This is a genomic window from Lewinella sp. LCG006 (assembly GCF_040784935.1).
Lineage (GTDB): Bacteria > Bacteroidota > Bacteroidia > Chitinophagales > Saprospiraceae > Lewinella.
On record NZ_CP160680.1, the window covers coordinates 3,000,100 to 3,013,926 of the forward strand.

Annotated in this window: 8 protein-coding genes; 6 read left to right on the forward strand and 2 right to left on the reverse strand. The window is 45.9% G+C overall.

Going from position 1 to position 13,827, the window contains the following annotated elements:
* Positions 1-188: 188 nt before the first annotated feature.
* The 3 genes from AB0L18_RS10685 to AB0L18_RS10695 all read left to right on the forward strand — a co-directional run bounded on the left by AB0L18_RS10685 (position 189) and on the right by AB0L18_RS10695 (position 4,671).
* Entirely contained in the window at positions 189-2,876 is a 2,688-nt protein-coding gene (locus AB0L18_RS10685) for a DNA gyrase/topoisomerase IV subunit A (protein ID WP_367392579.1), read from the forward strand.
* 4 nt (positions 2,877-2,880) lie between these two features.
* On the forward strand, positions 2,881-3,444 hold the full coding sequence (locus tag AB0L18_RS10690; protein ID WP_367392580.1) for an N-acetyltransferase family protein: 564 nt from the start codon (positions 2,881-2,883) through the stop codon (positions 3,442-3,444).
* A 225-nt stretch (positions 3,445-3,669) separates the two neighbouring features.
* Positions 3,670-4,671 carry a sugar phosphate nucleotidyltransferase gene (locus tag AB0L18_RS10695; protein WP_367392581.1) on the forward strand — a complete coding sequence of 334 codons (1,002 nt, stop codon included), beginning with the start codon at positions 3,670-3,672 and terminating at the stop codon, positions 4,669-4,671.
* 312 nt (positions 4,672-4,983) lie between these two features.
* Here AB0L18_RS10695 and AB0L18_RS10700 read toward each other — a convergent pair whose 3' ends face one another.
* Positions 4,984-9,540: a GEVED domain-containing protein gene (locus tag AB0L18_RS10700; protein ID WP_367392582.1), complete on the reverse strand. Its 4,557-nt coding sequence runs from the start codon at positions 9,538-9,540 to the stop codon at positions 4,984-4,986.
* A 495-nt stretch (positions 9,541-10,035) separates the two neighbouring features.
* Between AB0L18_RS10700 and AB0L18_RS10705 the strand changes: the two genes are divergently transcribed.
* Positions 10,036-10,281, forward strand: a complete 246-nt coding sequence (locus AB0L18_RS10705) for a hypothetical protein (RefSeq protein ID WP_367392583.1) — start codon at positions 10,036-10,038, stop codon at positions 10,279-10,281.
* On the opposite strand, the gene AB0L18_RS10710 is transcribed toward AB0L18_RS10705, so the two are convergent.
* On the reverse strand, positions 10,278-11,801 hold the full coding sequence (locus AB0L18_RS10710; protein WP_367392584.1) for a hypothetical protein: 1,524 nt from the start codon (positions 11,799-11,801) through the stop codon (positions 10,278-10,280). The genes AB0L18_RS10705 and AB0L18_RS10710 overlap by 4 nt on opposite strands.
* Before the next feature lie 175 nt (positions 11,802-11,976).
* Between AB0L18_RS10710 and AB0L18_RS10715 the strand changes: the two genes are divergently transcribed.
* Together AB0L18_RS10715 and AB0L18_RS10720 are read left to right on the forward strand one after the other, a co-directional pair.
* Positions 11,977-12,381: a LytR/AlgR family response regulator transcription factor gene (locus AB0L18_RS10715; protein ID WP_367392585.1), complete on the forward strand. Its 405-nt coding sequence runs from the start codon at positions 11,977-11,979 to the stop codon at positions 12,379-12,381.
* A gap of 203 nt (positions 12,382-12,584) precedes the next feature.
* Complete coding sequence (locus AB0L18_RS10720; protein ID WP_367392586.1) at positions 12,585-13,703, forward strand: glycosyltransferase family 4 protein; 1,119 nt, start codon at positions 12,585-12,587, stop codon at positions 13,701-13,703.
* Positions 13,704-13,827 lie beyond the last annotated feature (124 nt).

Below are 13,827 nucleotides of genomic sequence, written 5' to 3' on the forward strand. Positions count from 1 at the left end.
TTTATCAAAATAGTTTATTTTTTATTGATGATAAATTCTTTTGTTTTAAAAACAAGATTTTCGTACTTTTGTAGAGAATATTTATCTTCGAGTTTTTTAAGCATTTCATCAGTTCTCCCTGGGTCTTTTAGACCATCTTCCGAGATTTGAAGGATAAATTGAAATGTCAGCGTATCTAAAATAATTGCATGAGCCAAACGCAGGACCCCAACCACGACGAACGTAGACCAGGGGGTGATGAAGACAATATCGTTACCCTAAAAGGAATGTATCAGGATTACTTTCTGGATTATGCCAGCTATGTAATTCTTGAGCGGGCGGTGCCAGCGGTTCTTGATGGTCTTAAGCCCGTACAGCGCCGCATCCTGCACGCGATGAAGCAGATGGATGATGGCCGTTACCACAAGGTGGCCAACATCATTGGCCAAACCATGCAGTACCACCCCCACGGTGATGCAGCCATCGGTGATGCACTCGTGAACCTGGGGCAAAAAGACCTACTCATTGATCCGCAAGGGAACTGGGGTGACTCGCGCACGGGCGACCGGGCAGCCGCATCTCGTTATATAGAAGCGCGCCTGACCAAGTTTGCGCTGGAGGTGGTCTTCAATCCACAAACCACCGAATGGCAGCTTTCTTACGATGGTCGTAAAAAAGAACCAGTCCACCTGCCCGTTAAGTTTCCCTTGGTGCTTAGCCAGGGAGCCGAGGGGATTGCGGTAGGTTTGAGTACCAAAATCTTACCTCACAATTTCAACGAGCTGATCAAGGCCTCGATCAAGATTTTGGAGGGCAAGCGTGTGAAAATTTATCCCGATTTTGATACCGGCGGTATGATTGACGTTACCGACTACCAAGGCGGTAAACGGGGCGGCAAAGTGAAGGTGCGCTGCCGCATTGAAAAAGTAGATAAAAACAACCTGGTTATCCGCGAATTACCTTTTGGGATAACCACCACTTCGCTGATTGATAGTATCATCAAAGCCAATGAGAAGGGGAAAATAAAGATCAAAAAGGTTGTAGACAATACGGCTGCTGACGTGGAAATAGCGATTGAATTGGCACCAGGTGTTTCACCTGATCTGACCATCGATGCACTTTATGCGTTTAGCTACTGTGAGCTGTCGATTTCCCCTAATGCATGTGTCATTATCGACGATAAACCCCACTTTCTGACGGTGGAAGAGATGCTCTATATCTCTACCGAAAACACCAAGGGTTTACTGCGCAGAGAGCTGGAAATTCGCCAAAAGGAACTGGAGGAAAAGCTACACTTTGCCAGTTTGGAAAAAATCTTCATCGAGAAGCGCGTCTACCGCGATATCGAAGAGGCGGAAACCTGGGAGGCTGTACTGGAAATTATCGACAAAGGCTTACGCAAATACGTGCGTGTACCTGGTGAGAAGGTCAGCGCCAGTGACGATCGTCTGCTCTTGATTCGCGACATTTCGGAAGACGATATTGTGCGCCTGACGGAAATCAAAATCAAGCGTATTTCCAAGTTCAATACTTTCAAAGCGGATGAAATCATCGCCAAACTAGAAGAGGAACTCAAGCAGGTCAAATACGATTTGGAACACCTGACCGAATACGCCATTGCCTTTTTTGAACACCTGCTGGCGAAGTACGGTAAAGACCAAAGCCGTAAAACAGAAATTACCACTTTCGACAAGGTACAACCTACGCAGGTGGTGGTCAACAACGCCAAGTTATACGCCGATCTGAAGGAAGGATTCGTAGGGATGGGCCTCAAAAAAGATACCTTCATCACCGATTGTTCGGACATTGATGATGTCATCGTATTCCGCCGCGACGGTAAGTTTATGGTTACCCGAATCGACGATAAAACCTTTGTTGGCAAAGACCTGATCCACGTCGACGTCTGGAAAAAAGGAGATGATCGCACAACCTATAACATGGTTTATATTGATGCGAAAACCGGACGTTCCATGATCAAGCGTTTCAATGTAACGGCCATCACTCGCGACCGTGAATATGACCTCACGACGGGTCACAAGCTCAATAAAGTCCTCTACTTCAGTGCCAATCCTAATGGCGAAGCCGAGGTCATCAATGTACAGCTTACGCAAAACGCCAAGGCCAGAATCAAAAACTTTGACGTTGATTTTGGTGAAATTGATATCAAAGGACGTGGCTCGAAGGGCAATATCATGACCCGCTACGGCGTGCGTAAAATCACGCTCAAAGAGGTAGGTAAGTCGACGCTTGGAGCCATGAAAATGTGGATGGACGACGTGAGCGGCAGGCTCAATAGCGATGAGCGTGGGCTTTACCTCGGAGCATTCGATACGGGCGACCAACTGTTGGCCCTTTATACGGATGGCTCGTACGAATTGATGGAGCTTGATATCAACAAGCGCTTCGAACCCAAAGATTTGTTCTTCCTGGGTAAATACCACGAAGACATGGTCATCAGTGCCGTTTACTACGAAGGAGAACGCAAATGGACGGTCGCCAAACGCTTTAAAGTAGAGACCTCCACCATAGGTCAGCGTTTCCTTTACATCACGGAGCACAACCAGTCGAAGCTGTTTTATGCTACTGCTGCTCAGCATCCGGTACTTCCTTACAGCATTCGTACGAAAGAAGGCAAGGAAGACAAAACGGTGGACCTGGCCGAATTTATTGATGTTAAAGGCTGGAAAGCCGTCGGCAATAAATTGGAAGAGGTAAAGATCAATATTGCTAAAAAAATGCTGGATACCCAGGGGCCGCCACTTCCTAAAGCCAAGCCTAAAAAAGTGAAGGACGAAGAGGAGGAGGAAGAAGAGGAAGAAATGGGGAATGATAAACTTTCTGCTGGAGATAGCATAGAGTTTGACTTAGACGAAAATGGGCAGGCTAAAATGTTCTAGTCTTATGATCGACTACACTTTTGCAAAAACCGAGGAAGACCTCAAGAAAATACTGGCCTTGCAGGTGGTCAATTTGCCGGGAAGTATCAGTCCTCAAGAGGCATTAGAACAAGGTTTTCTGACGGTAGTGCACGATTTAGATCTACTGCAGGATATGAATAGTCCCTATCCGCATACCGTTGCGAAAGTAGGTGAGGAGGTCGTCGGTTTTGCCCTTTCAATGACGGAAGAAGTGAAGACGCGCATCCCCGTGTTGGTTCCTTTCTTCGAAAGAATCCAGCAACTAAAATGGGCGGGGCAGCCGGTCACCAACTTTCGATATATCTTGATGGGGCAGGTCTGTGTGGCCAAGGATTATCGTGGCCAAGGCGTTTTTCTGGGGCTTTATCGGAAAATGCAAGAGCGAATGTCACCCCATTTTGACCTTATTCTCACTGAAATATCAGAACGTAACACCCGTTCCATGCGTGCGCACGAAAAAGTGGGCTTTGTAGAAATAGCCCGCTACGAGGCCCCTGATGGGGAACGTTGGGTAGTTGTGGGGATAGATTGTTCGTTTGTTGGTTAGTGAGCGTATAAAAATAAGATGATCCAATTTGGGTTTAGTAAAAAAAGATAAGCAACCGACAATATGGAGGTTGTGTTCTTTTTTTACTAAACCTTAAAACAAATTGGCGCACCTTATTTTAGCTCTAATACTTAGTGTTGCTGCGGATTCTTGCGTTCTATTTCTCTTATTCTAAAGCAATAATGCTTACCTTGCTAGCTGACTAAATATTTAATCTGTTCCCTTATGAAAGCTGTCATTCCCGTTGCGGGAGCAGGAAAACGGCTGAGGCCTCTCACTTATACCCAACCCAAACCGCTGATTCCGGTGGCTGGGAAGCCTATTATTTCTTTTATTGTAGACCAATTGTTGGGCGCTGGCGTCGAAGAATTTGTCTTTATTGTCGGTTACCTTGGGGAGAAGATTGAAACCTATATCCAGGAAAAATATCCGGATTTAAAAGCCACCTTTGTTACCCAGATGGATCGCCTGGGCTCGGGGCATGCCTTGTGGGTTGCTCGCGAACATTTTGCTGATGCAGACGAGATCATCATCTTTTTCGGTGATGTCATTATCGACGCCAAGATTGAAGAAATTGTTCATAACGAACACTCCTGTCTAGCTGTTAAGAAGGTCGCCGACCCTCGGCAGTTTGGGGTGGTGGAGCTGAAAGGAGATAATAAAGTAAATCGGCTGGTAGAGAAACCCAAAATCCCCAGATCTGATCTGGCTATGGTGGGTATCTATAAAATTAAGGAAGTACCACTGTTGATTGATGCATTGTCATTCAACATCAGCAGGGATATAAAAACCAATGAGCAATTTCCCCTGACGGATGCCCTGATGCGGATGTTGGAAAAGGATGTGCACTTCGAAATTTATCCTGTTGATAATTGGTTCGACTGTGGCCAACGTGAGGTGCTACTCGAGACCAATGCCATCTTTCTGGACCGCGAAGGTTTTGCCTCCGAAGATATCCCCAACCTCGATAACTCCATCATCATTCACCCGGTCAGTATTGGTAAGGATTGCCGTATCTCCAACAGCATCATTGGCCCCCATGTGACGGTAGGCTCCAATGTGATGATCAACAATGCCATCCTCAAGGAATCTATTATCGGCAACTACACCAGTATCAAAGAGGTCATCCTCCAGCGTTCGGTAGTCGGTAATGACACCTCGATCACGGGCTTGCGCCAGAGTTTGAATATTGGTGACAATACGGAGATCGATTTTAGCAATGGGTAAGTGAGGCTTTGCCTCACAGTATTAGGTACTTAGTACAGGGTATAGGGATTACCTTCGGTGATCGTCGTTCCTCCTCAGAGTTTTACAACCCCCAGATTCGACATTATACCAAGTACCATGTACATCGTACCATATACGGTGAGGTTTTACTTCGTGGCTGCTTCGCGGTAGCTAGCGCTGCTGCTTCGCGGTGAAGTACTCAGATTGCTAATAATGAGGTGATTAGACTCAAGCCTCACGTTAAAACAACAACCCGGATTCTACGCATGGGTAAAATCCGGGTTGAAGAGGTATAGAATGTTGTAAAGGCTTTTACTGCTTTATCACACGTTCAACGTATCGCTGCCCGTCGATCTCTACATTCAATAGATAGACCCCACTTGCCAAGGTGCTGACATCCAGCCTTTCTTTTTGTTGCCCCACAGTAAAATTCGAACTTGTTTTACTTACCAGCTTGCCGGTTAGATCAAATAAGCTCAGGGTAACTGGCCCTGTTTGTGTCAGAAAGAAACTCACCTGAATTTCGTCCTGTGCAGGAACCGGGAATACTGTTATGGTAGCGTCTTTGTTGCTCCGCTGTAGCTGAATGATCGGGCTATAAGAAAAACTATTGTCCTGATCAATCATCCGCAAACGATAGTAGGCACTCACCAATGGCTTGTCATCCATAAAGCTGTACTGTTGCGTCACTTGAGCATTGCCAGTCGCTGCTACACTGCCCAAATCTAGCCAGCGAGCATGGCCATCCGCTGAGCGTTCGATGACAAAGCGGGCGGCATTCTGTTCGGTTGCCGTTTCCCAGGATAGTTTGTTACCTGCATCCATAACATTACCGCGGAAAGCCATCAACTCAACAGGAAGGAAACCTGCACCTGCACCCGTAGCGCCCGTACCACCGGAGAAAGAAGAAATATCGTTGGACTGAACGTAGGTAACACCGTTTTCGACGCCTGATCCATCTTCCGTTAAAAGCACCATGCTCGATTGGAAATCACCAGCTGTAATATCTCCTGGGGTAAACGCTGTACTTTGGGTTTTAAACCAGGAGAAGCCATTATTGGGGACACCGTTGGTCGTAGAAAAAGCTGCTGAGGCCGTTTCTACCGCTGTTTTTTCTAGAGGATCATAGAAAAATTTAACGTTTACTAGACCATTCATTGACGAGCCATTCAAGTTTACGTTCCAATAGCGCCCCATACCATAGGAGGCAGAAATGGAGCCATTGGTGGCTGAGATCATGCCTTGAACGTTAACGCTTACAGTTGCATTTGCTTTAGCTGCTACATTTGCTCCAGTATTGTTGGGATCCCATTGGATCGCGAACATGTAGTTGCCAGCTTGGTTAGGGTCGCTGTAGTAAGTCCAACCGTTACCATCATCACAGGGATCGTCGAGGGTGTAGGTGCCGTTGGCGGTTTCGAGGTAGACGGAATTTTCACCGCAGGCCAGTTCGTTGATATCCAGTGTATAATCCTCCGATTGTCCATAGCTCCCACCACTACAAGCTGTAGTTTGGTAAGCGTTGTATAGTTTAGTGACACGCATCCGGGTGTTTCCGGTCAATGCGGTAGCAGGAATGGCAATAATAGCTGTTGTTTCTTTAGCATCAACACCTGTAGAACTTACAATTGTGCCACAGTTAAATGATTCGCCAGCACCCCAAATACCATCTTGATTGAAATCAATAAACACACGGAAATAATTGGTAAAACTACCATCCGTGTTTCCCTTCAGCCTAATGGTATAAGATGAGTTTTGATACACCGTGCCAACGATTGCCGTATAATCTTCCAAAGAACCACCAGATCCAAGTGCAGCAGAAGATGAGTTATTGATATTAGCAAAATTAACCAGCGTGATGGGCTCCACACCACTGGTATATGATACTGTACAATAGCAGTTGGTAGGCGTATCCATTGTCACCTGAACGGCATTGGAAGGTGTTGTCCCTTCTCCAGAGCAAGTAACATTACAACGGTAATAGGTAGCGGCTGTCTGCGAAGTGCTTAAAGTGGCACTGGTGGCACTACCTATATTTGTCCAGGTGCTGTTGTCGGGAGAGGATTGCCACTGGTAGCTCACACCTGTACCAGGGGTAGCATTCTGTAATGACAAATTGAACGACACGCCTGAACATACGGTAGTAGTAGAAGCGATAGTGTTGCCTGGCGCTGGCAAGGCACAGCTTGTCGTAAATATTACGGGGCCGGCCCATGTGCTGACGTCCGTATTGTCCATAGCACAATCGGCCCTTACCCAGGCATAGTAAGTCGTACTCCCCATTAAATTCGTCAATGTATAAGTAGTACCAGGGGTGTGGTCATTGATAATTGGTATTGTAGCCAGTACAGGTGGTGTGTTAGTTGTAGCATAGTAGATGTCCCAATGCGTTGCACTGCCGTTTTCTGTCCAGCTTAAAGTTGCGTCAGTACCGGTCACCGCTGAAACGGTTGGCGTTGAGGTTGCAGGGCAGGTAATGGGAGGAATAATACTAATATTGTAAGAAGGATGGCAGCTAGGGCTAGGCCAACTGTCGACTACCAGATAGTACGTTAATCCAGCAGTTAATGTAGGTGTCAAAGTTTTATTCCCGCCACTACTTTGTGAAAAGGTTACACATGTTCCTCCTCTTCCCGCAAAGGGACAACCTTCATACAGCATCAAGCCTGTGTAAGAGGAAGACGTAGAAAGTGAAATGGTATACCCCCCTGAAGTTGGGGCTGTGAAAATATAGGTCTTATCTTCACCACCATAATAATTGCCACTACCACAAACCGTAGCATTAGCAGAAGTAAGGTTATTGCCATTGCCACAGTTCGTCTGTCCAGTAGCAATATAAGGTAGGCTACTGATGGTGACTGTTCCCACACCAAGGTCACCGGGGCAATCGGGTGGTGTCAATGTAGTAAAAGTGCCGGGGTTATTCGTAGCTGTACTTACCTGGTAGTAGTTATAGTTTGGGGTACCTGCACATCGTGTATATTCATACACGCGTACATAGTAGGTAGTGGTGTTGCTAAGCCCAGATATACTTACGGAAGAACCTGTACCATCATATACGATTTGCTCCCCGCTTCCGGTGTAAACAGTCCCAGCTACTGTCACATCGCCAGTCCCTGTGGGATTGGTAAAGGAATTAGTCGTATTGATAACGACATATCTTCTTCCACCGTTTCCTGATGCCCATGTTACAGTGGCTGTGGTAAATCCTACGCTTGAAGTCGTGATGGCTGAAGCTTGTACCGTTGGAGGAGTCTTATTGGTGATCTCCGCCACTACATCTGACACGTCAAAAAGCCCGCTCGCTGTACATGTTACTTTTAAGCGGTACTGAATAGGCGTTCCTGCATATACTGGTGGTGTATAAATGGCCGACGTCGCACCTGAACCGCCGGTCACATTTCCCCAGGAAGACCCACTGTCAATTGACTCTTCCCATTGGTATAAAACGTCAATAGTTGCGTTGTCGGCTCCTGTGGCGGTGATGGTTGCAGGGCTTGGTGCAGCACCGATACAGGTTTCGCGGATCAGTGTTCCGCTAATTGTTCCCGCCTCTGGCGTGCCTGTACACGCTACTGGTGCTATAACATTGACGCGATAATCTTCCGTTTCTCCGTAGCTACTATTTGTGAACACGCATGGATCAGTAATCGGGCTATCATCTCCTCCTCTTACCCGCATCCTGGTTTGTCCAAGGGTAGCCCCCACTGGTACAGGAATACTTATATTCCTGGTAGCGCTGCCTCCTGCTTGGTTGCCAGACGTAACTTGCACGATCGTTTCATTCGTATCATAAAAGTCGCCATCCTGGTTCCAATCTATATAAACCGCATAGTATTGGGTGCCATCAGAACCAAAAGTGACAGCTACCGTAGCAGTAGCTCCTTGTATTAAATCCGGTACGGTTAAAGCACTGTAGTAGGTATAATTATTATTTGCTGTACCTGTATTAGACAAGCTTCCCAGCACGACACCTGCTATATTGTCCGAAGCACCACCAGTAGCGTGTGTGCCCGTACAATAACAGTTGGCAGGTGCATCCATCGTCACTTGAACGGCATTGGATGGTGTTGTCCCCTCTCCAGAACATGTAACATTACAACGGTAATAGGTATCGGCGGTCTGAGAAGTGCTTAAGGTGGCACTGGTAGCACTACCTATATTTGTCCAGGTACTGTTATCGGGAGAGGATTGCCACTGGTAGCTCACACCTGTACCAGGGGTTGCATTCTGTAATGACAAATTGAACGACACGCCTGAACATACGGCAGTTGCCGAAGCGATGGTGTTGCCAGGAGTTGGTAAGGCGCAAGGAGGTAGAGCCTCATTAACTACCACATCATCAAAATTCATGTAAAAATCTCCGGCGGTTCTTGCTCCCACAAATCTAACAAATACATTATCGCCAGAGTTAGGAGTAAAGGTATAAGTGCCTGGTCCAGCTGCACAAGTACCTGCAACTACATGATTGCTGCTATTGATCTCTCCTAAGCTATTCCAAGGACCAGCAGAAGAAGTTGCCCATTGAACGTTGATGCTAAAAGATGTTGCAGGTGTACCAGTTGTATTGGCTGACCAGTTTGCCACTTTGTAGTTAAAAGTCATGGTTGTCAATCCTCCTTGTGATGTTCCAAGGGAAGGAGAAGTGAAAGTCCAGGAAGGAAAACTACCATATAAATTTGCTCGTACACTAGCACTTCCGCTACACACTGTACTTCCTGTGAACCTAGCACCTGATGCTCCTGATGTTGACCATCCACCTAAGCTAGGTGATGTTGGCTCCCAGCCATAGTTGTACGATACCTGAGCATTAATCTCAAAAAGTAAGCTCATAAAAAAAAGTGTTGTCAATAGTAAAATTCTCTTCATAAAATTGATTTTTCAAAAGAATGAGGTAGTCGATTTTTAGCCCTTACGGTTGTTACCATAAGGGGTCTTTAAGACCATAAATGCAGTGTTAGAATGTTGTAGCGAGAAAAGTCACCAATACCACGCTCGTTTGTGGGTATGGTTTTTACAATTAGAAACAGTGGAGATATATAATATAAATCAAAGCCCCAAATTGTGCAAGCAAATGTAGAGATTAATTTGTCTAAGTGACGGAACAAAAATAACTGATTCCATTTTTGATTCGCTAAAATTTTCTAAGCAAGCAACTAAAAGGAGCTTGCGTGAAAATATTCGCGAATCGCTGAAAAAAATGGAATCAGTTATTACCGTCAAATTACTAATGTATACTTGTTGTATTTTCTTTTTAGCAACCTGACTTTTCCCGAAATTAGGTTTGTTTGAACCAGGAAATCGTGGTACTTTCATAAAAGTGAAATAGACTTCATTTTACCTCCGTCATTAAACACACTTCTTATGAACCAAAAGCGACACAACACCAACAAAAAGCAACCAAAAGCACTCAGCAATGAGGAGTTGAAGCAAGTGAAAGGTGGCTACCGCGAAATGCCTGGTACCATTAATAGCTCCTTATCTGTGCGTTGGGATGAAATCATTATTCGGATGCAGGATGGAAAGCAAATCAAAGGTTTGTTGGGCAGTAGTCCAAGCAATCCTTCTTCATCTGTAAGTGGTGGTGGGCTACAGGATATTATGCCTTAAGTGTGGCTTATTTTTCTTTTAACCACTTCTGAGAATAGGGTACGAGAAGCTTTGGCCTCCAGCCAGCTTTCAAAATCAAAGAAACGCAGGGTCGCTCGATCCCGGGCGGTGAGTGTTTGTACAGCCAGTTTTTCCAGATAATCTTTAAATACCTTTTGTTGTTCGCGGTAAGCAGGCAATTGATTGGCTTGTTTCAAACATTGAATGAGCAGCTGCTCAAAAGTGTTGTACCTGCCTTTCTTCTGAAGATTGCGTTGTGTGGAGCGCAGTAAGGAAGTAAGCAAAATGGTATTTCCCATTTCAAAATGTACGACGAGATTCAGCAGTCGGGCAAGATGTTGTAGGTCTTGCTGGTCGACACTGCGCGGTAGATTCAACCACTCGTTGAGGTAGTTGAGGGCTTGACCATAGTCTTCTACGCCAAAGTAGATGTAAAAGTATTGGAAATAAAAACTGCGATGTTCAAAGAGGGAATTGTCTATTTTTTTGACATCCTGTAAATGACGTTTTAGCACCTTAAGACCTTCTTCGAAACTACCCGTATTGATACACAAGCCAAAGTAGTTGTTGTAGTACTGGCGATGTATTTTTAGCTGATCATCAATGGTTTGTGGTTTGACTTTGCGTAATTTCTCTAAAACACTTCTCATCTCTTCGTAAGCACCCCGGTAGCCACAACTGGCCGCAAAATTGCTCAAAGCCGCAATGTACTGGGTGCTGTCTTCTTTCAGAATGGCAGGCGAACTTTCCATCAGTTCAATCAATGCTTTGCATGAGTTGTAAAACGCTTCGGTTTCCCGGAACTGGTAGTGGAGAATGGAATGAATGCGATAGAATAGAATTTTTGCCCGGAAGGAGAGGCACTGATTTTCTGCGGCCAACAGCGGATGTTGGGCCAAGGTTTCTACTTCCTGCTTGCCGGTCTGGGAGCGTACCGTATTCTTTTGTACCATCAGGTACAGGCGATAGAACAAGCCCTGGTAAATTTTGATATTGGCCATCTTGGCCAAACAACTTTCCTCTTCCTGCTGAAGCGTTGTAAGGTTGGTATTGAGAAAGTCGACGTCTCCGCCAGCGTACGCCAGTTGCTTTTCCCAGTCCAATACTTCCAATATCACGCTGAAGCGTTCGTATTTTAAAGCGATTTTTTTGGCGCGTTTTAATAAGTATTTACAATCATCAAACAACCACCGTCGGTGCAGCGAACGCACGCCCATGAGCAAGTGCTTGAGCTGGTAGTCGATCGAAGTTTGTTCGTCGTACTGCTGTAGGCTTTTCAGGAGCAAGTCATAGAGGTAGGCCTTTAATTCTGAATATTTACGGCTTTGTACAGGAGCTTTGCCATAAACTTCCTGCTGTAGAAGTTCGTCATCAAATACTTCCTGGGCTTCAATGGCATGGAACAGCAACCAGTATTTGCTGCCACTATCAGCGCGATTGACCACTTTGAAGTAGCGCTTTTCAGGGCCAGACAACGATTTGATCAACGCAAACAAGCGTTTGGAGGGTGTTTTTGACATTTTTTGGAAGTCGGTTGAAAGCAGATCACATGGCCATCAATTTAAGGAATATTGAAGTAAGAACCCAGACAAATCCGTATTTCTTTAAAAAATAGAAACCTGACTTTTGGCTTGATTTCGGTTTGTTTCGTCTTGGCAATTGGCCTAATATGCAGGAGAATTAATTACTACTATTATGACTGCTATCTCCGGACAACAACCCACCTTAACCAAGGCATCACGTGTGCTGGTGCCAACCATGAATAACCCCAAAATAGCCCTCCCTATTACGGATGGGCTTCGGTTTGAACCCATCAAAAATATCTGTTACCTCGAAGCTGCCGGCAATTACACCTTCCTTCATTTTAAAGATGGAGAACGTCTTCTTGTCTGTCGGACACTTCAGGATATGCAGGATCGCCTCGCTGCTCCCTATCAGTTTTTGAGAATACACCGTTCTTACCTTATCAATATTGATTACCTGGATCGCTATGTACGGGGCAAAGGCGGCTACGTCATTCTGGAGGGTGGCGCCAGCCTGGCCGTTTCTTCCACTCGGCGCCAGGATTTTCTCACCCGGCTAGAGCGGTATTTTAGGTAGAGAGAAATCTCACAGTACTAAGTATAGGGTTAGGGATTACCTTCGGTGATCGTCGTTCCTACTCAGAGTTTTATAACCCTAAATTCGACATTATACCAAGTACCCTCTACCTCAAGGGGTGATGCAATCGCCCAGCATCTCTCTACGACTTTTGCCATACAGGAACACGAGAATTACCGATCCAAAACCCCTATCTTCGCGGCATGCGTATTGCTGTAAATACTCGCTTGCTATTGACTGGTCGCCTGGAGGGCATTGGGCGTTTCACGCATGAAGTCGCCCGACGCCTCGTTGAGCGGCATCCGCAACATGAATTTCTCTTCCTTTTTGATCGCCCGTACGGTGATGAATTCGTCTATGCAGATAATGTGAAGCCGATTGTGTTACCTCCGCCTGCCCGGCGAGGGTGGCTGTGGTACCTGTGGTTTGAATGGACCATTCCCGCGGCACTGAAATGGTATAAGGCAGACGCTTTTTTGAGTATGGATGGTTATTGTTCACTGCGCAGTAAGGTGCCGACAGTAATGGTAAGCCACGATATTGCGCATGTTCATTACCCGGATCAGGTTCCTGCTTGGGCCCTTCGTTATTACGACAAATATGTTCCTCGTTATTTAAGCCGTGCTGAAAAAGTAGTGACCGTTTCTGAGTTTTGCCGCCAGGATATTCATCAACATTACCAAATACCGCTGGAAAAAATAGCTGTTGCCTGCAATGCACCCTCTCCAACTTTTCAGCCACTGCTGGCCTCGGAAAAGGAAAAGGTAAAAGAGACATACGCAGAGGGAGAAGATTATTTTTTTTACCTGGGTGCGCTCCATCCTAGAAAAAATATAGTACGGCTATTGGAAGCCTTCGCTTTGTTTAAACAACAAACATCGTCACCACTAAAATTACTTATTGCAGGCCGGTTCGCTTGGCAAACGAGTGAGATTAAAGCTGCCTACGAAAACTCTCCGGTAAAAAAAGATATTCAGTTTCTGGGCTACGTCAGCGATGAAGAACTCCCACGCCTGGTGGCCAGCGCGCTCGCCCTCACTTACATTTCCCTCTTCGAAGGTTTTGGCGTACCACTATTAGAGGCGATGCAAGCCCAGGTGCCGGTGCTGACTTCATCGGTTTCTTCCCTGCCAGAGGTTGCCGGAGATGCTGCCCTGTTGGTGGATCCCACTGATGTTTCTGCCATGGCAGAGGGGATGAAGCGTTTGTACGAAAGCGAAGATTTGCGCAATACTTTGATTGAAAAAGGCCAGCAGAGGGTGCAATTGTATAGCTGGGACAGGGCGGTGGTGGTGATAGAATCCGCGCTTCGCTTGCGTTAGTGTTAGCTTCGCTCACGGTTGTGCTCACGGTGTTCGCGGGAGTGTTCTTCCGATAAATCGGAGGAACACCCCCAAATCATTTTTACCTTTTTTTACACTTTTTACCTTTTTGATAAACCTTTAG